We start from the raw sequence: 24292 nt of genomic DNA, 5'->3' as shown, positions 1-24292 counted from the left end.
CACCGGACCACTGCGGCCGGTGGTGCTTCTGCGGTCAGAGGTCCAGGACGAGCCGGGAGCCGCAGGCCCGGGAGACGCAGATCATCATGGTTTCCCCGGACGCCTTCTGCCGGTCGGTGAGGATCGAGTCCCGATGCTCGGGGACACCCTCGACGACGCTCGTCTCGCACGTCCCGCAGATTCCCTCGCGGCAGGCCGCGAACGTCCGCACGCCCGCGCGTTCGGCCGCGTCGAGGATCGACTCGTGCGGTGCGACCGCCAGGGTCGGGCCCGAGCGCCGGCACACCACCTCGAAGGCCGCGGCGTGCTTCTCCTCTTTGGGCAGCACCGGCCGGGCCCTGAACCGCTCCGTACGCAGGCTGCCGGCCGGCCATCCGGCGCAGCGGCTCTCCACGGCGCCGACCAGGGGTTCGGGACCGCAGCAGTACACCAGGCAGTCCTGGCGCGGCGCGTTCAGCGCCTTCGCCAGCGGGAGCAGACCGGCCTCGTCCTGCGGATGGATCCGTACCCGGCCCCCGTAGGCCGTCAGCTCGTCGAGGAAGGCCATCGACGCCCGGGACCGCCCGCCGTAGATCAACTCCCAGTCCCGCCCGGCCGCCTCGGCCGAGGCCACCATCGGCAGGATCGGTGTAATGCCTATGCCGCCCGCGATGAAGAGGTAGCGGGCGGACGGCTCCAGCCGGAAGTGGTTCCGCGGGCCGCGGACCAGCACGGTCGTACCGACGCCGAGCGCCCGGTGCACATGGCGGGAACCGCCGCGACCGTTCGGCTCACGGAGTACGGCGATGCGCCATGCATGCCGGTCGTCCGGACTGCCGCACAGCGAGTACTGCCGTACGAGATCGACCTCGGGCAGGACCAGGTCGATGTGCGCCCCCGGGGTCCAGCGGGGCAGCTCCCGTCCGGCCGGATGGACAAGGGTGAGGGTGACCACACCGTCGGCGGCCCTCTCCCGCTCGCTGACGCGAAGGACGGTGGTGTATTCGTGACGAGGATCGGGCGGCGCTTTCGGCGCCAACAAGTCCGCGGTGTCAACTGACATGTCCTGCTTACTCCTGCGTTCTGTCTGATATTGCGTGCGGGTGGCCATGGGCCGTCGTCCGTGTTCCGGCCGCGTGAATGCGGCGAATCGGTCCGGTGCGCTGCTGCTGCCGCGCACCGGACCTTCTCGGTCAGGCGATCAGACCCTGCCGGGAGAAGCTGTCGCGTGCGGCGGCGGAGTCCAGGAGACCGATCTCCTCCGCCAGCGACACGATCTCCGAATAGTTCAGCGACGTCAGGTCGGCAGCGCCCGAGCCCTTGCATTCCCGAATCATTTCGTCGGCCTGCGGGAAGCCGATCTGCCGCAGCATGGACAGCCAGACATCCAGCTCCCGGTCCGCGAACCAGACCACGGGTTCGGACAGGACGTCGGCGAAATAGGCGCGCTGCTGTTCCGTCAACTCGTGGGAGAAGAGCTGCGCCAGAGACATGAACAGCGGGCTGTGCACCATTTCGTCGTGCCGGTGCGCCGCCACCGTCATGCGGTTGAAGGACTGGATGCCGTCGGTTTCGCTGAGCAGATGCAGGTAGTCACTGATGAAGATCTCCGACACCACCGCCGTGGCGAACTGGATCATCCGCCCCTGCCAGGGCTCGCTGGACTCCTGCTGGCGCCTGCGCATGTGGCGGACCAGGTTGAACTCCGGGATCACCAGGTCTCCCAGCCCACGACGACTGCGCGTCAGCCGGCTCGCCTGCTCCACCAGGTGTACGTGGTACACCTCGTCGACCATCGTCTCGCAGACCGCCTTCTGCGAGTCGTCGGAACGCAGGCCGGGCATCGTCCCGGTGAGGATGTCGAGGCAGGTCGGATTGACGATCTCCGTCTCGATCTGCACGGTTTTGGCGTTGTACATCAGCCAACCGCAGCTCAGGACACGGGACTTCAGCTCGGGCGGGCACGACTGGTACTGCGGCATGTTCCGGAACGGCAGGAGGCTCTCAAGGAAGTCCTCCTTGTCCGCTTCGAAGAACGGTTCCAGCTCCTGCTTCTTCACATAGGCTCGCCGGGGCCAACTGGTGGCGAGCCGCTCAAGCATGAGCTTGGTGTGGGACAGGTCATCGGTCTCGGCCCTGGTGTCCGGGCCGTCATCCATGATCACGAGTTCTACTCCCATGCGGCAACGCGGCCGCGGTTCACTTCTCCGGGCTTCCGCAGAGGGCTGCCCTTGGTCATTCGGCTGCGCCCGGTCAGCGGTTCCGCCCGGCGGCGAACTCCCCGTGGAACATCATCAATCCGTCGTCACAGTCGTAGATCTTGGCCACCTTGTCCGTATTGGTGTCGATCCGGACGAGGTGATCGCTGACGAAGCTGGAGATGAACACGGAGTCCTCGTCGAACATGGCCGTGGCCGTGTGCGCGTTGCGGAAATCGGCGGGCAGTTCGCGGCCGGGCCGCATCCGCTTGAGGAAAGTGGGCTTGGCGGGGTCCTGGATGTCCCAGATCGAGATGTAGCCGTCCCGCCCGTAGTTGAAGGGGCTCTCGAACTGCGGACCCCACGAGTCCTCTTCCGCCACGTACAACTTGTTCTTCGCGATCGCCAGGTCCGAGGGCGACCTGTACATTCCCGCGCCGCCCGGTGTGCGGGTGGGACCGATGACGAGCTCGGCGGTGTCCAGATCGGTGTCGACCAGCCAGACACTCGGACCGACGACCGTGGCACCCTGGGGCGTCCTCGACGTGGACCCGACCTGCATGGCCCCGACGTAGGCGAAGCGGTTGTCGATCCAGCTCGCGTAGTGCGCGAAGGCGCCGTACTCGGAATCCGTCCCCAGGGCGATCGCGTGTGTCGCCTCGACCTCGCCGGTGTGGCGGTCGGGTCGGTAGACGCGCACCTCGCCGATGTCGTAGTCGTACCCGACGCCCAGTCCGACGGTGCCCTTCGCGTTGAAGTTCACCCCGTGGGTCTGCCGCGTCAGCTTCCGGTCCGTGTATAGAACACGCTGCTCCAGGGTGCCGTCGGGCTTGATCTTGAACCCACGTACGCGATCGTCCGTGTAGTGCGTGATGTAGGTGAACTTCGAGCGCGGCAGGAAGGTCGGGCCGTGCGTCTGTGTGTAGAGGGGCCGCGTCCACGGCATGATCGGCTGCTTCGGCGAGGTCTGCTTGAGGTTCGGCATGTCGGACGGCGTACCGGCGACGTCCAGCGGAACGATCTGCCGGATCTCCACGTCCGTTTCGCCGGTGTCCCAGTCGATGCCGTTCAGGTGCAGCACGACGATGGACCCGTTGAAGGGCGGGATGGCGTCTGTGGCGATGTACACGGTCACCTCGTCGGAGGCGATCCACGAGTGCTGGAGACTGGCCGGTTGCCAACCGTCGAGACTTTCGAGCGGCACCGTTACCAGTTTGTCCTCTTCGGCGTGGACCAGGACGAGTTCCTTGGACATCATGTTCACGCCGGTGAGAATGTGCATTCTCTTCTGCTCCTCTTTCGATGTTGGTGTTCACGATTTCGTTGGTGTTCACGAACTTGATCGACGCAGATCTGCCGTGTTTGTTGCTGTTGTTGTTGGCGGAGTGGGCCAGGGAAGTCGTCCGGCCGTCTGTTGTCCGCACGCTCAACTCGATGGAGAACTCATCGTGCTTGTACGGGTTGCAGCATCGGTTGCAGAACTCGTTGCAGTGGCCTCGCCGACACGTGGCTGTCGGCCGGGTCGCAGCAGGCCGGCGGGAGCGCCGCCGCCGTCAGTACGGCGTGCACCCGACCGACGGTGACACCGGCGTCGCGCGCGGGTGCGAGCCCGGGGACCTCACGGGCGCACCGTCGGGCAGACCGGCCCGGGGCACTGACGCAACTTCAACCGCTTCCACAGGTGTCGGCCGGCGCAGCGGCCGGGCCGCTCCGCCCGCAGCGGGCCGGCCCTTCCTGCGGTGCCACCGGCCCGCCCGTCCGCAGCGGCGACTTCCTCCACCTGAGGCCTGCCGAACTCACCGGTGCCCCTTAGGAGTTCGTACGGCACCGCTCAGGAGGTTGCCTTCGCCGTGCGCGCCTCGATCCACGTGCGGATTGCCGACACGGTGGTTTCCGCGTGTTCCTGCATCATCGTCAGGTGGTCGCCGGGGACCTCCACGGCGTCGTGCGCCGACGGCCAGGACGTCCGCCAGTCGTCGTCGGCCGCTGCAGCCGCCATGGCCGGCGTGGGGAGCGACGCGCGGACCAGGAGCGTGGGCGTGGCGACCGGCTCGGGGTCCCAGCCGAGGAAGATCCGGTTGTACGCGCCCACCGCGGCCAGCGTGCTGTCGTCGTCGCCGGTGAGGGCGGGCAGGCCGGTCCCGCGTGGCGCTGGGGCGGCCAGGGACAGCAGCCAGTCCTTGCCGCTGTTGTCCGGGGTGATGTGGTAAGTGTCCAGCAGCACCAGGCCTGTTGGTGCCCGGCCCATGCCTTCCAGTTGGTGGGCCACCAGGTGTGCCACATTGCCGCCCGCCGACCGGCCCACGATCACGAAGGGCCCGTCCCCGACGTGCCGCAGTACGTTCTCGGCCTGTGTGCGCGCCAGCGCGGCGCGGTCCTCCGGCACCGCGGCACCGGTGCCGATGCCGGGGTGCGGGAACTCCAGTACGTCCCTGAGGTCCGGGTCGTCCCGGAGGGCGCCGTGGAAGCGGGGAAAGTCTCCGCCGCCCGGCGCGGGCGACGGATGGTAGGCCGGGAAGTAGACGACGGTCGGCCCTCCGGGGCCGGGGCGTCCGTGGGCCCGGCGGCTCGGCGGCAGGGCGTGCTCGCGGCCCTGGGCGGCCGTGAAGGTGGGCAGGGCCCAGGACGCGGTGACGAGCAGGTGCATCGCCGCCACCGGTTGTCCGGCGGCGCTGACCGTCCGGAAGAGGGAGGAGAGGGTGTACGCGGGCCGCTCGGCCCCGGGGACCTCAGGGGTCTCAGGGGTCTCAGGGGCGGACGCGGTGGTCCCGGCGGCCCCGGCGTTCGCTTCGCCGTCCAGCAAGGCGAGCAGGTGGCGCGCCAGGTCCTCGGCGGTGCGGTGCTCGAACACCACCGCCGCCGGCAGCCGGACCTCAAGCGCCGTACTCAGCCGGTTGCGAATCTGCACGGCGGTCAGGGAGTCGAAGCCCAGCTCGACGAGGGACTTGCCGGCCGGCAGCGCGTCGGCGTGCGGGTGTCCGAGCACCGCGGCCACGTCGGCCCGCACCAGTTCCCGGAGCGTCGCCTCCCGCTCGCCCGCGGGCAGGTGGCCCAGGCGCCTCCGCCAGTCTCCCGGCGCAAGCATCCGCTCGGAGCCGGAGCCGGAGCCGGAGGCATTCGTGGCAGCCGTCGGCCGGTTCCGGCGGACGAATCCGCGCAACAGCGGCGGGAGTTGCCCCGCACCGGCCTGGAGCGCTGCTCGGTCGAGCAGCATCGGCGCCAGTACCGGCTCCGTCGAGCGCAGCGCGGCGTCGAACAGGGCGAGGCCCCGCCGAGTGGACAGCGGTACGAGCACCTCACGCGGCCGTGGCCGTCGTCGGGACCGGTCGGGAACCTGCCCCGCCGCCATGCCGCCGGAGCGCTCCCACGGGCCCCACGCCAGCGAGACCGCCGGCAGCCCTTCGGCGGTACGGCGGCGGGCGAGGGCGTCGAGGAACGCGTTCGCCGCCGCGTAGTTGCCCTGGCCCGCCCGGCCCAACAGGCCGGAGACGGACGAGAACACGACGAACGCCGAAAGGCCCATGTCCCGGGTCAGTTCGTGCAGATACCAGGCGGCGTCGGCCTTCGGCCCCAGCACGGCCGCCATCCGACCGGGGGTCAGCGAGTCCAGCACGCCGTCGTCGAGGACCCCGGCGGCGTGCACGACTGCGGCCAGCGGCGGATCGCAGTGCTCGACGACCCCGGCCAGCGCGGCGCGATCGGCCACGTCACAGGCGACGATGCCGACCCGGGCACCCAACTCCTCCAGATCAGCGCGGAGTTGACCGGCTCCGGGTGCCTCCGGACCACGGCGTCCGGTCAGCAGCAGATGCCGTACGCCGTGTTCCGCGACGAGATGACGCGCCACCTCCGCCCCCAGTGCGCCGGTGCCTCCGGTGATCAGCACCGTGCCCTCCGCCGCGAAGGCGGCCGCCGTGCCTTCGCCCTCGCCGACCGCGGCCAGTCGGGGAACCGTCACCTGTCCGTCCCGTACCCGAAGCTGTGGCTCACCGGTGGCGACGGCCGCGGACAGCAGCCGCAGTGACTCGGGGCGCCCGTCCACGTCCACCAGGACGACGCGGCCGGGCAGCTCCGCCTGGGCCGTACGCACCAGTCCCCAGACCGCCGCACCCGCCAGGTCCGGTACGGAGGCAGTGGCATCGCGCGTCACCACCACCAGCCGTGAGCCCGCCGCGCCCGGATCGCCCTGCCAGTCCTGCAACGTCCTGAGCACGCGGCCGGTCGACTCGTGCACGGCCGCCAGCGGATCGGGGTCGGTCGCGGCGGCGGCCGCGGCGGTGGAGGCGGTGGAGGCGATGGCGGTGACGGCGGTGACGGCGGTGGAGGCGGCGGCGGTGGAGACGGCGGTGATGGCGATCAACTCGGGGTGTCCTGCGGTGGGCAGGATCCCGGCGAGGCCCAAGTCGTCCGGACCCCGTACCTCCCAGACGCGGTCATCGGCGACGCCGGAGAGTTCGAGAGCGGCCCATTCGGGGCGCAGCAGGGACCCTGCCGCGATCGCGTCCGGCGCGTCTGATCCGCCCGTCAAGTCGTCCTGCCCTGCCGGGAGTTCCCTCGTGGTCAGGGAGTCCACGTGGGCCACGGGCCGGCCGGTCGGGTCGGCGAGAGTCAGTGAGACCGTGTCCGTGCCGGTCCGTACCACCCGGACCCGCAGTTCCGTGGCTCCCGAGGCGTGGAGGCTCACTCCGCTCCATGCGAACGGCACCCGGACGGCGTTCGTCCCGGCGGGCGTGTCAGCGGCCGTGTCGACGGGTGCGGCGAACAGTGACGCGTGCACCGCGGCGTCGAACAGCGCCGGGTGGAGCCCGAAGCGGCCCGCCCCCGCGAGGTGTGCCGCAGGCAGCCGGACCTCCGCGAAGACGTCGTCGCCGTGGAGCCAGACCGCGGAGACCCCCTGGAAGGCAGGCCCGTAGGCGAGCCCAGCATCGGCGACCGCGGCGTACGCGCCGGTGAGATCCACTGCCTCGGCGCCCGGCGGAGGCCACCGGGTCGGTTCGTGCCGCGCCGCATGCCCCGTGCTCCGTTGTGCCGTACGCCCCCTGCTGAGGTGCCCGGAGACGTTCAGGATCCACGGTGCGTCGTCGGCGGAGTCATCGGGCCGCGAGTAGATGTGGACCGCGCGGCGCCCCGAGTCGTCCACCGCGTCCACCACGACCTGGACACGTACCCCCGCGGAACCGGACAGGGCGAGCGGCGACAGCATCACGAGGTCGTCGACCACCGCACAGCCCGCCTCGTCGCCCGCCCGCACGGCCATCTCCACGAAGACCGTGGCCGGCACGATCACCCTCCCGGCGACGCGATGGTCGGCGAGCCACGGGTGGGTCACGAGGGACAGAAGTCCGGTCAGTACCGTCCGGTCCGTGCCCGGCACCGGGAAGGCGGGGCCCAGCAGCTCCGGAGCGTCGACGGCAGTCGGCCGGGGCACGTCCAGCCAGTACCGCCGGCGCTGGAAGGCGTACGTCGGCAGGTCCACGCGGCGCGCTCCGGAGCCCGCGTACACCGTCGCCCAGTCGACATCCGCCCCGGCCACGTGCAGCCGCGACACCGCCGACAGGAGCGTCTTTGGCTCGTACTCGGTGCCCCGGGTGGCCACGGCGAGAACGGCGCCGCCGTGGAACGCGTCGGCCAGGCAGTCGGTGGCCGCCGCGGTGAGGGCAGGTCCGGGGCCGAGCTCCAGGTAGGCCGAGACGCCGTCGTCCGCGAGCCTGCGCACGGCGTCGGCGAAGCGCACGGGCAGCCGCGCATGCCGCGCCCAGTACTCGGGCGAGCACAGCTCCGCGGCATCGGCGGGCCGTCCCGTCACCGTGGAGACGATCGGTATGCGCGGCGGTCGGAAGGTCAACTTCCGTGCCACATCCAGGAATTCGTCGAGCATCGGATCCACCAGGGGCGAGTGGAAGGCGTGACTCACCCGCAGCCGTACGGCCCTGCGGCCGCGCACCTCGAAACCGGCCGCGACCGCGAGCACCGCGCTCCGCGCACCCGAGATCACCACCGAACGGGGCCCGTTGACCGACGCGACGGCCACCTGCCCCGCGAACTCGGCTGCCACCGGGAGGACGTCCTCCTCGGCCGCGTCGAGCGCCACCATGGCGCCGCCGTCGGGCAGCGCCTGCATCAGACGGCCACGGGCGGCGACGAGCGTCGCGGCGTCGGGCAGATCGAGTACGCCCGCGACGTGCGCCGCCACCAGTTCGCCGACGGAATGGCCCACCAGGCGGTCGGCCCGCACGCCCCACGACTCAAGCAGCCGGAACAGCGCCACCTCGAAGGCGAAGAGCCCGGCCTGCGTGAAGTCCGTACGGTCCACGAGGGCCGCCCGGGGCGAGTCGGGCTCTGCCGACAGCACCGCGCTCAGCGGCTCGGGGAGAAGACAGTCCAGGTGCTGACAGGCCTCGTCGAAGGCCTCGGCGAACACGGGGAAGACGGCGCGGAGTTCGGCGCCCATCCGGGGGCGCTGCGCCCCTTGTCCGGTGAACAGGAAGGCCGTACGGACCGCCGGGTCCGCCAGGCCCTGTACGACGCCCGGTGCCTGCCGCCCCTCCGCGAGTGCGCTCAGCGCGTCCAGCAGCCGCGTCCGGTCACCGGCCGGCACCATCGCCCGGTGGACGAGGGCGGAGCGCGACACGGCCAGCGAGTGGGCCACGTCGACGGCCAACAGGTCCGGCTGGTCCGCCACTTGGGAAGCCAGCCGCCGCGCCTGGGCGTGCAGGGCGGATTCATCGGCGGCGGAGAGCAGCCACGGGGCGGGCAACGGCGCGGGCGACGCACACGGGGCAGGCAACGGCGCGGACGACGCAGCAGGCAACGGCGCAGCGCCCCCCTCACGGACCGACGCCTCGTCGCCCGGCGCCTCCTCCAGGATCACGTGCGCATTCGTCCCGCCGATCCCGAAGGCCGAGACCCCGGCACGCCGCGGCCGGTCCGAGGCGGGCCAGGGCCGGGCAGAGGTGAGCAGTTCGACCCGGCCCGAGCGCCAGTCCGCGTGCGGTGTCGGCGAGTCGGCGTGCAGGGTCCTGGGCAGCTCGCCGTGGCGCATCGCCTGCACCATCTTGATCACACCTGCGACTCCGGCGGCCGCCTGCGTGTGCCCGAGGTTGGACTTGACCGACCCGAGCCACAGCGGCCGGTCACGGCCTTGTCCGTACGTGGCCAGAATGGCCTGCGCCTCGATGGGATCGCCGAGCCGGGTGCCCGTGCCGTGTGCCTCCACCACGTCCACGTCACCGGCGCGCAGCCCCGCGTCCGCCAGCGCCCGTGTGATCAGCCGCTGCTGTGCGGGGCCGTGGGGCGCGGTGAGCCCGTTGGACGCACCGTCGGAGTTGACGGCGGAGCCGCGGAGCACGGCCAGTACCGGATGACCGGCCCGCCGCGCGTCGGACAGCCGCTCCAGCAGCACGAGCCCCACGCCCTCGGCCCAGGCCGTACCGTCGGCCGCCGCCGAGAACGACTTGCAGCGCCCGTCCGGCGAGAGCCCGCGCTGGCGGCTGAAGGCCAGGAACGGATTCGGCGTCGTCATCACCGTGACCCCGCCGGCCAGCGCCATCGAGCACTCGCCCGAGCGCAGCGCCTGCGCCGCCCAGTGCAGTGCCACCAACGAGGAGGAGCACGCGGTGTCGACCGTGATCGCGGGACCGCGCAGACCGTAGACGTACGAGATCCGTCCGGAGGCCACGCTGCCCGTCGAGCCCAGGCCCAGGTGCGCCTCCAGCTCGTGGGGGCGCGTGAAGCGGGCGGCGTAGTCGGCGTACATCACACCGACGAACACCCCCGTGTCGCTCTCGCGCAGCGCCGCAGGGTCGATCCCGGCGCGCTCCCAGACCTCCCAGGACGTCTCCAGGAGCAGCCGCTGCTGCGGATCCATCGCGAGCGCCTCGCGCGGTGCGATCCCGAACAGACCGGCGTCGAACTCCGCGGCCCGGTGCAGGAATCCACCGTGCCGGGTGTACGAGGTGCCGATCCGGTCGGGATCGGGGTCGTACAGGGCGTCCAGGTCCCAGCCCCGGTCGGCCGGGAACTCCGAGACGGCGTCCCTGCCCTGCGACACCAACTCCCACAGGTCGTCGGGCGATTCGACGTCACCGGGATACCGGCACCCCATCGCGACGATCACGACGGGATCGTCCTCGTGGAGCAGGCCCTGCCCGCCGTGCGGCTGCGGGCGCTCCGCGGGCTCGCCCCCGAAGAGCGTGACGTGCAGGTGCCCGGCCACGTCGGCCGGCGTCGGGTGGTCGAAGACCAGTGTCGGCGGCAGGCTCAGTCCGGTCAGCGCACCGAGCCGGTTCACCAGCTCGACCGCGCCCACGGACGTCATGCCGAGAGCGGCGAAGGGGGCGTCCGCGTCGGGCAGTTCGCCCGGCGCGGACCGGCAGACCCCGGCCGTCTCGGTGAGCACCGCCCCGCGCAGCGCGCGTTCCTGCTCGTCGCGCGGGAGAGCGTCGAGCCGCGCGCGCAGCGCGGTGCCAGCCGTGACCGGGGCGGCCGCGGCCGGGGCCGATGCGGCAGGAGCAGGAGCAGGGGCCGCAGGGGCAGGGACGACCAGCTTGTGGCGGGCGATCTTGCCGGACGCGGTGCGCGGGACGGCGGCGATCTCGTGGATCCCGGCCGGCACCTTGTAGTCGGCCAGCCGGGTACGGCACTCGGCGAGCACCTGCCGTGCGTCGATCCCGTCCGGACCCGGTACGACGAAGGCGACCGGCACCTCGCCGAGCACGTCGTGCGGCGCACCCACGACCACGGCCTCCGCCACGCCGGGACACCGCAGCAGCACCTGCTCGATCTCCGTCGGGTGGATGTTCTCGCCGCCGCGGATGATCAGTTCGCTGACCCGCCCGGTGAGCAGGAGATGGCCGTGTTCGACGCGGCGGCCGAGGTCGCCGGTGCGGTACCAGCCGTCCCGCAGCGCGGCGGCCGTGGCCCCCGGCTGCTCGTGGTACCCCGTCATCAGGCTCGGCCCGCGCACCCAGACCTCGCCCTCGTCCCCGTCCGGGGCGCTCTCGCCGCTCCTGGGGTCGACGATGCGCACGTCCATGCCCGGGACGGGCGGCCCGCAGGAATCGTCGACCCTGGGCCCCTCGGGACGGTTCGCCGTGACGACGCCGCAGGTCTCGGTGGAGCCGTACACGTCGAGCAACGGCGCCCCCATGGCCCCCTCCACGGCCGCCCGCAGTGCGGCACCGCTCGGTGCGCCGGCCACGACGCACATCCGCAGCGCCTGCGGGGCCGCACCGGTCGATTCGACCAGCCGGTGGTACGTGGCAGGCACTCCGGCCAGCACGGTGAAGGGCCCGCCGAGCGCCTCGTACGCCGTGTGCAGCTCCTGCCGCAGGCCGCCCGGCGGCAGCAGCTCGTCGGCGATCCGGGCGCTCGCGCCCACGGCCGTCACGCCCAGGATCGCCAGCGAATGACTGAAGCTGTGGAACAGCGGAAGCGGCCAGAGCAGCCGGTCGTCGGACGAGAGACCGAGGACCGGCGCGTAACAGGCGGCCGTGGACCACAGCGCGGCCCGCTGCGTGGACAGCACGCCCTTGGGCCGGTGCGTGGTCCCGGAGGTGTAGAGCATCCAGGCGGGATCGTCGAGACCCAGCAGGTCGATCTCGGCGTCGCCGTCGCTCTCGGCCGCGCTCCGGAACCGCGGGACGCCGTCCGGGAGCGGACCCGTCCCGGTGACCAGGACGCCCAAGCTGTCGTACGGCGCGCCCGGACGGCGAAGTCGGGCGAGGCGCGTGGTGTCCACGATGGCGAAGACGGCGCCGCTGTCCTGAAGGAAGTGGGCCAGCTCGGTGTCGGACGACCGCGGGTCGAGCGGGACGCCGACCAGCCCGGCCCGCAGGACGGCGAGGCAACTCTCCACCGCCTCCACGCAGTTGCCGAGGCAGATCGCGACGCGGTCACCGCGGCGGAGCCCGGTCCGGGTGAGGTACCCGGCCAGCGCGCGGGTGCGCCGCTCCAGCTCGTCGTAGGTGACGCCGCGCCGGGAGTCGGAGTAGGCGACGCGTCGGGGCGCCGACGCGGCGTGCTCCTTCAGCAGTTCGGGCAGCGGCCGGATCAGCTCGTCACGCGTCATGTTCCGCCTTCCACTTCCTTTGCGGGGCAGGGGTGTTGAGCCTACGGGGGCGTGCGGCGACCGTCCGCCGGGCGGCCGGCGTCAGTACGGCGGTTCATGCACGCGAAGGAGCGGATCTCCGGGAAATCGAATGCGTGGCCTGCCGCATTTCTTTCCCGGGCGGAGAATTCCCCGTGGCCCTGCCCTTTCAGCGCCACGGACGACGTGCGGGCGATGCGGGTCCGGTACACGTACGGGGAATCCGCGCCCCTGACGCCGACGTTCATCGCCGGCGGGCGTCCCGGCGGACCTTGTGTCAAGTGCGGTCTCGGGTCTACCACGAGCCGGAGACCTGGACTTACGCCTGCCCGGGATTCATCGGGCATGCGGTTCACCGAGATGAATGTGACCGGTTCTGATCAATGAGCGAGTCGCCGTGGCCGGGGCGTGCAATTGCGTGAGGGGCTGATTCCGATTGAGCTGGCTGTTTCGTTGCCCGCGGCGATGAATTTCTTTCAGAGAGGCGGGATTCGGCACACCGGCGGGGTGGGGAGCGCTAGCGTCGTAGGACGCCCCGGAGGTCCCGCCGTACGGACCCGGGGTGGATCGGAGGCCCCGAAATCTATGGGAGTAGCTGTCGGGGCCCCGACCTCTCACCGGCCACAAGAAAGGGAATGCTCCAATGGCCAGTCATTTCCTCGCGAGGGCAATTCAACCGACCCCCGCCGTCCAGGACGTTAGCACTCAGGGACTTTCAGGTCCCGGTAAGAAAGGGATTGATGTCTGGACTGTCACCGCGGACGGCGCGGCATTCGGCGCGCTCGCCGTCCGCCCGCTGATCGCCCTCCTCCCCACCGGCCCGTCGCCCGCGGTGCCGACGTGGCCGCTGTCTGCGGCAGCGCCGCCCCGCGGCGCGCGGTTGCCGCGCATGCGGGCCCGCAGCGCCTGAACCGGCCCCTGTCGCCGGGGCGTTCTGCCAGGGACGCCCCGACAACAGTTCTGTCACTCGGTGGAGAAACGTGGAGAACGCGGAGAAGGGGACAAGGAATGGAACACGCACACCAGGAGCGCAGGTGCGGGCACTGCGGCACCCCCGTCCGGCGGGTGCGGCAGGAAGGCCGCTGGCCCGAGTACTGCGACGACTGGTGCAGGCGTCAGGCGCAGCGGGAGCGCGAGGGGCGGCTTCCTCCAGGGCCGCGCCCCGCACCTGTGGGCCGACCGGTGGCCGAGGACCTGCAGGTGCTGGCGGCGGAACTGCTCTCCGCCGAGTACGGGGGCGAGAGCCTGCGGCGGCTGCTCGGCCTGGCGCGCCGACTGGAGTCGGAGATCGACGCGTACACGGCGGCCGCGGTCCTGGACGCCGTGGGCGGCGGGGCGGGATGGAAGGAGATCGCTCAGGACGCGCAGGTGAGCGTGCCCACGGCGCGCAGCCGCTGGGCGGGCGGCCGGAGCGAGCGCAAGCTGCAGCGGCGTGCCGAGGAGCGGGACCGCCACGGACCGGACCGGCACGGACTGGACAAGGCCGGGGCTCGCACTCCCGAGGCGGCGGCGCCGCGCTGTGCGCAGCGGCGGCTCGCGGCCGCCCTGTCGGTCCTGCAGAGCCGCAGCGGCCTCACCATCCGCGACCTGGCCTCCCGCGTCCGGCTGTCGCCCTCCTACGTTTCGCGGATCCTGGCCGGCGAGCGCACGGCGTCGTGGCGGGACACCGCCCGGCTGGCCGACACGTGCGCGGGAGACGCCGACCAGCTGCGGGTGATGTGGGAGCACGCCACCGGCTCGGCGCCGCCGGTCGCGCTGCCCTTCCCCGCGCAGGCCGACCGGCTGCGCGCCACCCTGCAGGGCTGCTACCTCGCCGCGGGCTTCCCGCCGCTGGAGCAGTTGTGCCGGATCCGCCCCGCGGTGCTGACCCCGGAGGCCCTGGAGGGGCTGCTGAGAGGGGAGTTAGTACCCGCGTGGGAGACGGTCGGCGCCTACGTGAGTGCCCTGGGCGTGGTGCCCGCGGACCTGAGGGGGCTCTGGGAGGAGACCCACTACGCGTACCTGGTGTGGACGGGCATGGCGCCGCTTCCCGGGACCTGCTCGCAGAGCCTCGGCGCGGATCAAGGGGAAGCGGACGAGGGCGACGAGGGCGACGAGGGCGACGAGGGCGAGGACGAAGGCGGTGAAGGGTGAGGGCCCCGGGGGCCGCGCCGCATGCGGTCCTGCCTGCCGGGCGCGACCGGCTCGACGTCCTGACCATCCGTCTGCCGCTGACCTTCACCGCGTTCTGCGCGCAGCACACGGACGTCTACCTCGACTACCTGCGGCTGCACGGCCACGACGAGGTGCAGGCCCGGCACCTCATGGAGAGCATGCTCGGCAGCCTGGTGCAGCTGTGGCCGCAAGCGCTGCGCAGCGAGGAACCGGCCGCGTTCGCCTGGTCGCTGCTGACCGCTCTGGCCGGCGGCTCCGTCCCGGGGGGCGGGCCACGGGGCGGGGCCGCCGGCCGGCAGCGGGACGTCGTCCTGCTCTGCCAGCGCCTCTCGCTCACACCGGCGCAGGCCGCGGCCGCCATGGGGGTCGACGAGGGGACCGTGGCGACCCATCTGGGCACCGCCAGGCGCCGCGCCCGTGTCCAGGACTGAACCCCGTTCGGGGGCACGGCCGTTCACCGCAGTTCCCCGGGGCCGCGACACCCCGTTCGGGTGTGTCCGCGGGCCGGCGGCTGACACCGGCACCCGCCCGGCGCGTACCCGTCCGGCTGAATTACTCCCGTGAGCCCCGGTGGCTTCGGGGATGGTCTGGCAGCGGGCCCGAATCTGTCCCTACGATGGGGAGTTCAGGGAATGTGGTCCAGGTGCGGGGGAGCCGTAATGACGTCGTCGATCGATGTGAACGTACCGAGTGTCGCGCGCATGTACGACTACCTCCTGGACGGCAAGGACAGTTATCCCGCCGATCAGCAGGCGTGCGAGGAACTCCTGAAGACGGTGCCGAGCATGAAGGCCCTGGCCCTGAACAACCGGGAGTTCCTGCGACGTGTGGTGCGCACCCTGGCGCAGGACTACGGGATCCGGCAGTTCGTCGACCACGGCTCGGGGCTGCCCACCCGCGACAACGTCCACCAGGTCGCCCAGGCCGTCCACGAGGACGCACGCGTCGTGTACATCGACGACGATCCGATCGTGCTCGCCCACGGACGGGCGCTCCTGCAGGAGGACCTGTCCACCACGGTCATCCAGGCCGACATGCGCGACACCGACGCCATCTTCGACCACCCCGAGACCCAGCGGCTGATCCGCCCCGACGAGCCGACCGCCGCACTGTTCGTCTCGGTCATGCACTGCATCCCCGACCACGAGGAGAACGGGCCGGCCCAGGTCCTGGAGCGCGTCAAGGCCCGTCTGGCCCCGGGCAGCTTCCTCGTGGTGTGCCAACTGGTGAGCCCCCGCCCGGACATCCGCGACTCCGTCACGGAGTTCATGCGGGAGAGCACCGGCGACCACTGGGGACGGGTCCGTGAGGAGGCCGACGTCGAGGGCTACCTGCACGGCCTGGAAATCGTCCCGCCCGGACTCGTCGAAGTGTCCCAGTGGCGCCGTGACAACGACCTGCTGCCCCGTCAGGAGAGCTTCGAGTGGAGTGAGTTCGGCGGCGTCGCCCGCCTGCCCTGACCCGCCGCTCTCAGAGAGCGTCGCGCACCTGCCGGATCCGCCTGCGCGTGTCCTCGGGCGACAGCGCGCAGGCAGCCAGGTGGTCGAGCAGGACCCGGTAGCGCAGCGTCTCCTCGGGGTCCTCCACGAACTCCGCGCCGCTCACCTGCTCCAGATAGACCACGTCGGCCACGCTCTGCTCGGGAAAGCGCAGATAGGTGAACGGCATGCCCGGGGACACGGCTGCCGCCGACCCGAACGGCGCGATCTGCACGGTCACCGTGCACCCCGCCTCCGACCGCTCGGACACGTCCAGCAGATAGTCCAGCTGCTCCCGCAGCACTTCGGGCCCGCCCGGCGCGTTGTGCAGCACCGCCTCGTCCATGACCGCCCACAGCCGGGGCGCACCCTCGCGCCACAGCATGGCCTGCCGGCCCAGGCGCAGCGACACCCGCTCGTCCACCTCGGCACGCTGCGCCATGGGCAGCCCGGCGCGGACCACCGCCCGTGCGTAGGCCTCGGTCTGCAGGAGTCCGGGCACCAGCTGCACCTCGTAGGTACGGATGAGTGCCGCCGTCTCCTGCAGACCGATGAACCGGTTCAGCCAGCCCGGCAGGACTGCCGCGCCGAACCGCTGCCACCAGCTGTTCGCCGCGCTCTCCGCCCGGTCCAGCAGTGTCATCAGCATCTGCGCCTCGGCCGGGTCGGCCCGGTAGTGCTGGAGCAGCCGGGCCACGTGGGCCGGTTTGACGGGCCTTCTGCCCAGCCCCTTCTCGATCCGGCAGACGGTCGAGGTGCTGAGGCCGAGTGCCGCGGCGGCCTGCCCCTGGGTCTCTCCCGTCTCTTCCCGCAGGTCCTTCAGGGACGTGCCCACCAGCCGTTTGATCAGGGCGGGTTCGGCCGGCTGGCTCAGGTACTGCTGCAAGTGCAGCACGCGGGACGGGTCGGCGGACATGTTCACTCCTCGACGGCGGTGGACGGCCGTCCGAGTCTGGCAGGTCCTGCCCCCGCGCACTGCCCTCGCGGCCCAACTCGTCCCGCTGTCACAGGAGGTGGTCGAAATCGCCGTCCTTCACCCCCGCGAGGAACGCGTCGAGCTCGTCCCGCGTGTAGACCAGAGCGGGCCCCAGCGGGTCGCGCGAGTTGCGCACCGCCACCCCGCTGCCGTCGGCCAGCCGGGCCACCTCCACACAGTTGCCCACCGCGTTGCTGCGGCTGCTCTTCACCCACACCACCGGACCCAGCACGCCTGCCGGAACACCATTGCGGATCTCGCCCATCGTCATCTCCTGTTCACGCACTGGTCTGCCACGGACCGGTCTCCCGCCCCTCTCCCCGCGCTCGCACACACGTACCCGGAGACCACGGATCGGAGGGATTTCGCGTGCAATTGCACGCCGGGGCCGCCCAGTTGGGACATTAGTGGTCGGCCAGGGATTCCGGCCGTGCCGTGCACCAGCGCAGACAGGAAGCAGCCAGTGCCCTCAGCTGCAACGACGCCGCAGACCCCGGCGGGACCGGCTCGGGCGAGGCACCTTGCCGTTCTTGCGGATTCCCTCGAAAGAGAGCGTGCGAGCACCCGCCTGGCACTCGAATGGATGACCCGACTGCGCGTCGGCCCACCGCAGTTCACCGCCCGGCGCCTCACCCGGACGTCCACCACGCTCGCCCGTACCCGCACCCACGTCCGGCAGACACTCGCGGCGTGGCAGCTCGCCCCGGTGACCGACGATGCCCTCCTCGTCGCCGGGGAACTCGCCGCCAACGCCCTCCGGCACGCGCTGACCGACCACCCCGGCCAGCAGGCGTGGCTCGGTCTGCTGAACCGTCCCGGTCAACTGCTCATCACGGTCACCGACCCCGACCCCGCCCCACCTCGCCCCGGCCCCGCGCACGACGACGCCGACCCCGCCGACCCCGGCGAATCCGGCCGCGGCCTCCTCCTCGTGTCCCATCTCGCGGACAGCTGGGACTGGACGCCCTGTCCCGGGAGGGGCAAGACCGTCTGGGCGCTTCTGTCGACCTGGCCCCGTCGCGGTACCGCGTGAGCACGGGGTTACAGAAACCCACATTTCGCATCATTCAATGACGAAATAACCCAATAGGGTGGCGCTGTGAGTACTCCAGCCGATGTCGCGCCGCCCGCACCCCCGGCCCCGCCCGCCGTCTCCGCCCGCACGCTGCTGCCGCTGGTCGCGCCCGCTCTCGTGGTGGGCGTCGGATGCAGTCTGCTGTTCCTCGCGGTCAGTGAAGTCGCCGAGCAGCTCCAGGAGGTGCTCTGGGCGGATCTGCCCGACGCACTCGGCATCGGCGGGTACTCCGCACCGTGGACGATCCTGATGCTGACCCTCACGGGGGTGCTGGTCGGGCTCGTGGTGTGGAAGGCACCCGGGCACGCGGGCCCCGATCCGGCCACGCTCGGCCTCGGCGACGAGGAGCCGCTGCGGCTGCGGGTGGTGCCCGGACTGCTGGTCGCCAACGCCCTGATGCTGGCCGGAGGGCCCAGCCTCGGCCCGGAGGGCCCGATCATCGCCGCCAATGTCGCCCTCGCGTTCTGGCTCGGCGCGAAGACCGTGCCGAAGGCCCCGGGGCGGATGTGGGTGTCGCTGGCCACCGCGGCCACGCTCGGCGCCCTGTTCGGCACGCCCGTCGCCGCCGCGCTCGTGGTCTCCGAAGCACTGGCGGGACGGCCCATGCCGGTGAAGGGCTCGCTCTGGGACAACCTCTTCGGACCGCTGCTCGCCGCCGCGGCGGGCGCGCTGACGACGACGCTGGTCGCCTCGCCCTCCTTCGGCCTGGGGCTGCCGGCCTTCGGCAGGCCGGGCTGGGCCGATCTGCTCGCGGCCGTCCTGGTCGCCTGCGCGGCCGCGGCGCTCGGCATGGTCGCCGTCCGCCTCTTTCCGTACGTGCACCGGGTCTTCCGGAAGCTGAGGCATCCGATGCTGATGCTGCCGCTCGGCGGGCTCGTCCTCGGTCTGCTCGGCGCACTGGGCGGTCGTCTGACGCTGTTCAAGGGCCTGCACGAGGTCGGCGAGCTGGCCGCGGACCCGGACGGCCGGTCGGCCGGGCAGTTCGCGGTGCTGGCCGTGGTGAAACTGGCGGCGCTGCTGATCGCCGCGTCCTGCGGGTTCCGGGGCGGGCGGATCTTCCCTGCCGTGTTCGTCGGAACCGCGTTCGGACTGTGCGCGCACGCCCTCGTGCCGGGCGTGGACCCCTCGGTCGGTATCGCGGCGGGAGTGCTCGGCATGCTGCTCGCGATCACCCGGCAGGGCTGGATCAGTCTGTTCACCGCCGCGGTGCTCGTGTCGTCGCCCGCGATCCTTGCCCTGATGTGCATCGCGTCCCTGCCCGCCTGGCTCGTGGTGACAGGGCGGCCGCAGATGCAACTCACGGAGAACGGCGCCCCGTTGCGCTAGTCGAGCAGGGTCCACCGACCGCCCGCGGCCTCCGCCGGCCGTCTCGGGAAACGGAGTGTTGACGGCGGGCCCGGCCCGGTTCACGCTTGACGTGCCGGCCCGTTCGGTACAGCCGGGCAGCCCGTACAGCGGAGTCAACAGCCCCGACGGGAGGGGAGGTGCGTCGTCAAGAAGCCAGGACCCGTCAACACCGTCCGCCGATCACGGCGAGCGACGGCAGGCCGACCGGACGCGGTGGGCGGGTGAGCGGCCGGCCGGCGCCCGCGGTGCTGCCTCCGGCGCTGCGCGCGTGGCTCGGACTGGTGGCGGGCCTCGCCGCGCTGGTGGTCGCCTGGGTCGGGGTCGTGCATGCCGGTGACAGCGAGTCCGGCGCGGTGGACAGGTGGTTCATCGATCCGACGGCGGACAGCGTCGGACCTCCGTGGCGGGGCGTTGCCCTGGCCACGGACTTCCTGGGGGAGCCCGTGGGGGCGGCGGTACTGGTGACGGCCGCCGTGGTGGGGTGCCTGCTGCTGAGGCGCCCTCGTGCGGCGGTGCTCGTCGTGGCCGGCGCGGCCGTGGCCGTGGGGGTGGCGACACTGCTCAAGTACCTGGTGGGACGCACCATCCACGGCGCCGACAACCTGTCGTTCCCGAGTGGGCACACCGCCTTCCTCACCGCGTTCGCCCTGGTGGTGGCGCTGCTCGCGGTCGGCAGGCTCGGCCTGGGCAGGGCGGCCGGGACGTTGCTCGTGCTTGCCGCCTCGCTGGTCGCCGGTGGCGCCATGGGATGGGCGCAGGCCGCGCTGAGCGCGCACTATCCGACCGACGTCCTCGGTGGCTGGTGCACCGCGCTGGCGGTGGTACCGGCGACGGCATGGACGGTCGACCGGGTGGCCGACGCCGGTCGCAGAGAGCGTCGCTGACCTCACACCCGGCGGCGGAACACGGGCTTCACCGGCCGCCCGGCCAGCCAGGGACCGGGGTCGCCCGCGTCCAGCGCCTTGCGGTACACCGCACATGCCCGGGCCACCACGTCGACGGTGCGGTCGATGTCGGCGTCGTCGAGCGCGCTGCTCACCACGAACGACGGGGCGAGCACCCCGCCCGCGAGCAGTTGGCGAAGGAAGAGGGTGCGGTACTCCTGCGACGGCTGCCCGTACTCGTCGAGCGTGGCGAAGACCAGGTTGCTGGCCCGGCCCCGTACGACGACGTGGTCGCCGACGCCCGTGTCGGCCGCGGCGGCGCGGACACCGGCGGCCAACCGCTCGCCCAGGGCGTGCAGTTGGGCGGTGATGCCCTCCTCGACGTAGGTGGTGAGCACGGCCATGGCGGCTGCCAGGGAGTGCGTTTCGCCGCCGTGCGTGGTGGACAGCAGGAACACCCGGTCGCCGGAGTGCCGCAGCCCGCCCCACTCCATCAGCTCGCGGCGCCCGGCCAGGGCGGAGACGGCGAACCCGTTGCCCAGCGCCTTGCCGAACGTGGAGAGGTCGGGGACGACGCCGTACAGGCCCTGGGCACCCGCCTCGGACCACCGGAGGCCGGTGATCATCTCGTCGAAGACCAGCACGCAGCCGTGCCGGTCGGCCAGCTCGCGCAGGCCGGTGAGATAGCCGGGAGTGGGGTCTCCCCTGCTCGAACGAAGTTGAGAGCTTGGGGAAGGTTCGGTGTGCCCGGCGGGTTCGAGGATCAGGCAGGCGACCTCGCCCTCGTACCGGACGAGCAGCTCCTCCGTGGCGGCCAGGTCCCCGTAGGGAAACGCCACGGTGAGTTCGGTGGTCGCCGCCGGGATGCCGGCGGACATCGGCGTCGTACCGATGAACCAGTCGTCGACGGAGAAGAACGGATGGTCCCCGCAGACGGCCACCCGCGGGCGCCCGGTGACCGCGCGGGCGAGGCGCACCGCGGCGGTGGTGACGTCGGAGCCGTTCTTCGCGAACTTCACCATCTCGGCGGTCGGCACCGTGGCCAGGAAGCGTTCCGCCGCCTCGACCTCCACGATGGACGGACGGGCGAAGTTGGAGCCGCGGTCGATCTCCCGCCGCACCGCCTCAAGGACGCGCGGGTGGGCGTGGCCGAGGCTGACCGACCGCAGGCCGGACCCGTACTCGACGTAGCGGTTGCCGTCGACGTCCCACACGTGGGCGCCGCGGCCGTGGCTGATGACCGGGGCCAGGTCCTCGGGGTACTGGTCGTCGCCCTTGGCGTAGGTGTGCGCGCCCCCGGGGACCAGGGCGTGCAGCCGCTCGTTCGCCAGCCGCGACCGGGGCAGCCGGAACTCCTCGGTGTCCACGTCGACTTCAGCTCTCTTTCCGGATCAGGGCCTGCTTCAGGGCCTCGGCGAGGCTCGGCGCCTCCCGGTCCCGCGGGGACATCGAGGTGGCCGGCAGCGGCCAGGGGATGGCGAGTTCGGGGTCGTCGAAGGCGATCGTCACGTCCTCGGCCGGATCGTGCGGGCGGTCGATCCGGTACGAGGTGTCGGCGGCCTCGGTCAGCGCCTGGAAGCCGTGCGCGCACCCCGCCGGGATGTAGAGGGTCGCCTGCGTCTCGTCGGACAGCTCGAAGTGGGCCTGGCCGCGGTACGTCGGCGAGTGGGGCCGCAGGTCCACGACGACGTCGAAGATTTTGCCGTACGAGCAACGCACCAGCTTCGCCTCGCCGGCTCCGGAGCGCAGGTGCAGTCCGCGCAGCACCCCACGGGCCGAGCGGGACACGCTGTCCTGGACGAAGGCGTACGGGTCGAGGCCCACCGAGCGGACCACGTCGGCGTCGAAGGTGCGGCAGAAGAAGCCGCGCTCGTCGGCGTGCGGCGTCGAGGTGAAGAGGAACGCGCCGTCGATCTCCGGGACTTCGGTCGCCTTCATGGAGCCTCCCGTGTGGTGTGGGCGTGGTCGGCCGTCGGAAACAGGGCCTTGGTCAAGTCGTCGAACTGGCACCGGAGTTGGCGGGTGACGGTCAGGTTCCGCCCGGTGAGGGTCCGCCGCAGCTCAGCGGAGTGCTTCTCCAACTCCCGGAACTGCTCCATCAGTCGACCGGCGTCGATCTCGCGGGCCGGGTGGCGGTAGGTGCCAAGCCCCATCCGCTCCATCAGTGCGTCGCTCTTCGCCGCATAGCTGAGCGCGAGCGTCGGCGTGCCGACCTTCAGCGCGCAGATCAGGTTGTGGTACCGGGTGGCCACCACGGTCCCTGCGGCCGCCGTCTCCCGCATCAGGTCGGCCAGCGAGCCCGCCTGGGCAGCGGTGACCAGCGGCGAGTCCACCGCTTCGAGGATCGCGGCGGCCACCGGGGCGTCGCACGCGTCGCCGGTGAGCAGCCGGACCGTCCTTCCCTCGTCAACCAGCGCGCGGACGAACCGGGTCGTCCCGTCGAGGTAGCGCCGGTGGATCTCCTCGGCCCGCGCGCGGTCGTCGTTGCCGCCGTGGAAGTCCATGACGCCGACGCAGACCGGGCCGGGGCGCGCACTCGCCTGCGGTGCCGGCAGGGCGAAGGCCAGGTCCGGGTAGACCCCGTCGCGCGAGGTGTCCACGCCCATCGCCCGCATCGCGTCCCGGGACAGGCCGTCCCGGTACGACCGGTACGAGGCCAGCCGCGCCGACCGGGCAACCAGGGCCCGGGTCGGCCGGTCGGCGATCGCGTCGGCGCCGACACCGACCAGTGCGACCCGGGTGCGCAGCAGCCGACCGCTCGCGCAGAGCAGGAACAGCGCGTACGGGAACCCCCAGGGCCGCAGCGGCAGCGTGGCCTCCAGGACGCCCATGCCCGGCACGATCACCACGTCGTGCCGGCGCACCCAGGCGGCGGTGCGGAAGGCGTCGACGAGTTTGCCCAGGCCCTTCCCGGCCAGTGCGCCCGCACGCGACGCGGTCCGGTACTCGCCGCGGTACCAGTGCAGCCGCGTCGCGGGGATCCGGTACCGGGCCGCGACGGCCTCGGGTCCGCCGCACAGCGCGTCCACGACCGCATCCGGGTGCTCGGCGCGGAGGTAGCCGAGCACGGCTTCGAGGGACCCGTCGTTGCCGAGGTTGCCGGAGCCGAGCAGGCCGAACACCCCGACGCGCACCGGAGTTCCGGGTCCGGACGTCATGTCCGCCTCCCCTCGCGCCCGGCGACGAGGGCGTCGAGGGAGACGGTGAGAGCGGCCGGGTCGACCGGGGCGCGGTCCTCGACCCGCTCGCCCGTGCCCGGCCGGGCACGGCTGGCCGCCCACGCGGCCAAGTGGCGGTAGCAGGCGCGCCGGTCGGCCGAGGACAGCGGCGCCCGCCGGATCGCCGAGACGAAACCCCAGACGTACTCGGCGAGCAGCCTGGGCGTCGGGTGCAGCGGGCCCGCCCTGCGCGGGTCCAGGTTGACGCACCGGGAACGTTTGGAGGGGTTGGCCCGCTCGGCGCGCGTGGGGTGGTCGCGGCGGAAGTACAGCAGCTCCGGCACCTGGTGGAAGGGCCCGTGCAGGCCGATCTCCGCGACGAACGTGCGGTCCGCGTGGTGGTAGCTGTCGTGCGGCTTCACCCGGCGCAGCACGTCGGCCCGCAGCACCCCGTAGAAGTCGTCGCCGCCCGGCTCGAACAGCATGCTGCGGAAGCGCTCGGGCGCGCGGGGCGAGTCGGTGGCGAGCGTGTACGCGTACGGGACCTTCACCTGCCCCTCGCCGTCGATGACCGCCTGGTCGGCGTGCGCGAGGATCACGTCGGGGCGCTCGTCCAGCGCCTCCACGCAGGCCCGCAGCAGGTCCCGGGCGTACAGGTCGTCGTGCGAGGCCCACTTGAACAGCTCGCTGCGGCACTCGGTGAACACGTAGTTGTGGTTCGGTGCGGCGCCGATGTTGCGGGGGAGCCGGATGTACCGGATGCGCGAGTCCCGCGCCGCGTAATCGCGGCAGATGTCCTGGGTCCCGTCGGTCGAGGCGTTGTCGGAGACGACCAGCTCGAAGTCCTCGTAGGTCTGGCCGAGCAGGGCGTCGAACGCTTCGGCGAGGTACTCCTCGCCGTTGTACACGGGCAGGCCGATGCTGAGCCGGGGATGGGCGGTCATGGCGTCCTCACT

The 24292-nt window shown here is 72.1% G+C and carries 16 protein-coding genes; 6 read left to right on the top strand and 10 right to left on the bottom strand.

Going from position 1 to position 24292, the window contains the following annotated elements; all coding sequences use genetic code 11:
• Positions 1-34 precede the first annotated feature (34 nt).
• The 4 genes from ACH4SP_RS28755 to ACH4SP_RS28740 form a co-directional block, all read right to left on the bottom strand.
• Complete coding sequence (locus ACH4SP_RS28755) at positions 35-1042, bottom strand: PDR/VanB family oxidoreductase (protein WP_398418887.1); 1008 nt, start codon at positions 1040-1042, stop codon at positions 35-37.
• A gap of 130 nt (positions 1043-1172) precedes the next feature.
• A complete protein-coding gene (locus ACH4SP_RS28750) occupies positions 1173-2138 on the bottom strand; it encodes a diiron oxygenase (RefSeq protein WP_398419151.1) in 966 nt (321 codons plus the stop codon).
• A 94-nt stretch (positions 2139-2232) separates the two neighbouring features.
• The gene (locus ACH4SP_RS28745; RefSeq protein WP_398418885.1) at positions 2233-3459 is read right to left on the bottom strand and encodes a hypothetical protein; all 1227 of its coding nucleotides are present in this window, start codon (positions 3457-3459) and stop codon (positions 2233-2235) included.
• Between the two features lie 549 nt (positions 3460-4008).
• Positions 4009-12246 carry a type I polyketide synthase gene (locus tag ACH4SP_RS28740; protein ID WP_398418883.1) on the bottom strand — a complete coding sequence of 2746 codons (8238 nt, stop codon included), beginning with the start codon at positions 12244-12246 and terminating at the stop codon, positions 4009-4011.
• A gap of 1026 nt (positions 12247-13272) precedes the next feature.
• Here ACH4SP_RS28740 and ACH4SP_RS28735 point away from each other — a divergent pair.
• The 3 genes from ACH4SP_RS28735 (at position 13273) to ACH4SP_RS28725 (ending at position 15878) form a co-directional block, all read left to right on the top strand.
• Entirely contained in the window at positions 13273-14397 is a 1125-nt protein-coding gene (locus tag ACH4SP_RS28735; protein ID WP_398418881.1) for a helix-turn-helix domain-containing protein, read from the top strand.
• A complete protein-coding gene (locus tag ACH4SP_RS28730) occupies positions 14394-14849 on the top strand; it encodes a sigma factor-like helix-turn-helix DNA-binding protein (protein ID WP_398418879.1) in 456 nt (151 codons plus the stop codon). Before ACH4SP_RS28735 ends, ACH4SP_RS28730 begins: the two co-directional genes overlap by 4 nt.
• A gap of 228 nt (positions 14850-15077) precedes the next feature.
• Positions 15078-15878, top strand: a complete 801-nt coding sequence (locus ACH4SP_RS28725) for an SAM-dependent methyltransferase (protein WP_398418877.1) — start codon at positions 15078-15080, stop codon at positions 15876-15878.
• 10 nt (positions 15879-15888) lie between these two features.
• Here ACH4SP_RS28725 and ACH4SP_RS28720 read toward each other — a convergent pair whose 3' ends face one another.
• Together ACH4SP_RS28720 and ACH4SP_RS28715 are read right to left on the bottom strand one after the other, a co-directional pair.
• Positions 15889-16812 carry a helix-turn-helix domain-containing protein gene (locus ACH4SP_RS28720; RefSeq protein WP_398418875.1) on the bottom strand — a complete coding sequence of 308 codons (924 nt, stop codon included), beginning with the start codon at positions 16810-16812 and terminating at the stop codon, positions 15889-15891.
• 88 nt (positions 16813-16900) lie between these two features.
• The gene (locus ACH4SP_RS28715; protein WP_398418874.1) at positions 16901-17137 is read right to left on the bottom strand and encodes a DUF397 domain-containing protein; all 237 of its coding nucleotides are present in this window, start codon (positions 17135-17137) and stop codon (positions 16901-16903) included.
• 318 nt (positions 17138-17455) lie between these two features.
• Here ACH4SP_RS28715 and ACH4SP_RS28710 point away from each other — a divergent pair, with 318 nt between their 5' ends.
• The 3 genes from ACH4SP_RS28710 (at position 17456) to ACH4SP_RS28700 (ending at position 20178) form a co-directional block, all read left to right on the top strand.
• Positions 17456-17905, top strand: a complete 450-nt coding sequence (locus tag ACH4SP_RS28710) for an ATP-binding protein (protein WP_398418872.1) — start codon at positions 17456-17458, stop codon at positions 17903-17905.
• 66 nt (positions 17906-17971) lie between these two features.
• Complete coding sequence (locus ACH4SP_RS28705) at positions 17972-19273, top strand: ion channel protein (protein ID WP_398418870.1); 1302 nt, start codon at positions 17972-17974, stop codon at positions 19271-19273.
• A gap of 242 nt (positions 19274-19515) precedes the next feature.
• Positions 19516-20178, top strand: coding sequence for a phosphatase PAP2 family protein (locus ACH4SP_RS28700; protein WP_398418868.1), 663 nt, complete (start codon positions 19516-19518; stop codon positions 20176-20178).
• A gap of 2 nt (positions 20179-20180) precedes the next feature.
• Here ACH4SP_RS28700 and ACH4SP_RS28695 read toward each other — a convergent pair whose 3' ends face one another.
• Genes ACH4SP_RS28695 through ACH4SP_RS28680 form a run of 4 tightly spaced genes read right to left on the bottom strand, consistent with a single transcriptional unit; the run spans position 20181 to position 24280 of the window.
• The gene (locus ACH4SP_RS28695; RefSeq protein WP_398418866.1) at positions 20181-21545 is read right to left on the bottom strand and encodes a glutamate-1-semialdehyde 2,1-aminomutase; all 1365 of its coding nucleotides are present in this window, start codon (positions 21543-21545) and stop codon (positions 20181-20183) included.
• A gap of 7 nt (positions 21546-21552) precedes the next feature.
• Positions 21553-22116 (bottom strand): dTDP-4-dehydrorhamnose 3,5-epimerase family protein, encoded by a 564-nt coding sequence (locus ACH4SP_RS28690; RefSeq protein ID WP_398418864.1) that lies wholly within the window; start codon positions 22114-22116, stop codon positions 21553-21555.
• Positions 22113-23336 (bottom strand): polysaccharide pyruvyl transferase family protein, encoded by a 1224-nt coding sequence (locus ACH4SP_RS28685; protein ID WP_398418862.1) that lies wholly within the window; start codon positions 23334-23336, stop codon positions 22113-22115. The genes ACH4SP_RS28690 and ACH4SP_RS28685 overlap by 4 nt, the downstream gene beginning before the upstream one ends.
• Positions 23333-24280: a glycosyltransferase family 2 protein gene (locus ACH4SP_RS28680; protein WP_398418860.1), complete on the bottom strand. Its 948-nt coding sequence runs from the start codon at positions 24278-24280 to the stop codon at positions 23333-23335. The genes ACH4SP_RS28685 and ACH4SP_RS28680 overlap by 4 nt, the downstream gene beginning before the upstream one ends.
• Between the last annotated feature and the right edge of the window lie 12 nt (positions 24281-24292).

It is taken from the genome of Streptomyces sp. NPDC021093, assembly GCF_044333135.1.
Classification (GTDB): Bacteria; Actinomycetota; Actinomycetes; order Streptomycetales; family Streptomycetaceae; genus Streptomyces.
This window is presented reverse-complemented; position numbering and strand designations above follow the sequence as displayed.

What these genes read in the sequence shown, in the direction of transcription:
- ACH4SP_RS28755 (WP_398418887.1), bottom strand. Translation starts at nt 1,042, where the DNA reads ATGTCAGTTGACACCGCGGACTTGTTGGCGCCGAAAGCGCCGCCCGAT.
- ACH4SP_RS28750 (WP_398419151.1), bottom strand. Translation starts at nt 2,138, where the DNA reads ATGGATGACGGCCCGGACACCAGGGCCGAGACCGATGACCTGTCCCAC.
- ACH4SP_RS28745 (WP_398418885.1), bottom strand. Translation starts at nt 3,459, where the DNA reads ATGCACATTCTCACCGGCGTGAACATGATGTCCAAGGAACTCGTCCTG.
- ACH4SP_RS28740 (WP_398418883.1), bottom strand. Translation starts at nt 12,246, where the DNA reads ATGACGCGTGACGAGCTGATCCGGCCGCTGCCCGAACTGCTGAAGGAG.
- ACH4SP_RS28735 (WP_398418881.1), top strand. Translation starts at nt 13,273, where the DNA reads ATGGAACACGCACACCAGGAGCGCAGGTGCGGGCACTGCGGCACCCCC.
- ACH4SP_RS28725 (WP_398418877.1), top strand. Translation starts at nt 15,078, where the DNA reads ATGACGTCGTCGATCGATGTGAACGTACCGAGTGTCGCGCGCATGTAC.
- ACH4SP_RS28720 (WP_398418875.1), bottom strand. Translation starts at nt 16,812, where the DNA reads ATGTCCGCCGACCCGTCCCGCGTGCTGCACTTGCAGCAGTACCTGAGC.
- ACH4SP_RS28715 (WP_398418874.1), bottom strand. Translation starts at nt 17,137, where the DNA reads ATGGGCGAGATCCGCAATGGTGTTCCGGCAGGCGTGCTGGGTCCGGTG.
- ACH4SP_RS28710 (WP_398418872.1), top strand. Translation starts at nt 17,456, where the DNA reads ATGACCCGACTGCGCGTCGGCCCACCGCAGTTCACCGCCCGGCGCCTC.
- ACH4SP_RS28690 (WP_398418864.1), bottom strand. Translation starts at nt 22,116, where the DNA reads ATGAAGGCGACCGAAGTCCCGGAGATCGACGGCGCGTTCCTCTTCACC.
- ACH4SP_RS28685 (WP_398418862.1), bottom strand. Translation starts at nt 23,336, where the DNA reads ATGACGTCCGGACCCGGAACTCCGGTGCGCGTCGGGGTGTTCGGCCTG.
- ACH4SP_RS28680 (WP_398418860.1), bottom strand. Translation starts at nt 24,280, where the DNA reads ATGACCGCCCATCCCCGGCTCAGCATCGGCCTGCCCGTGTACAACGGC.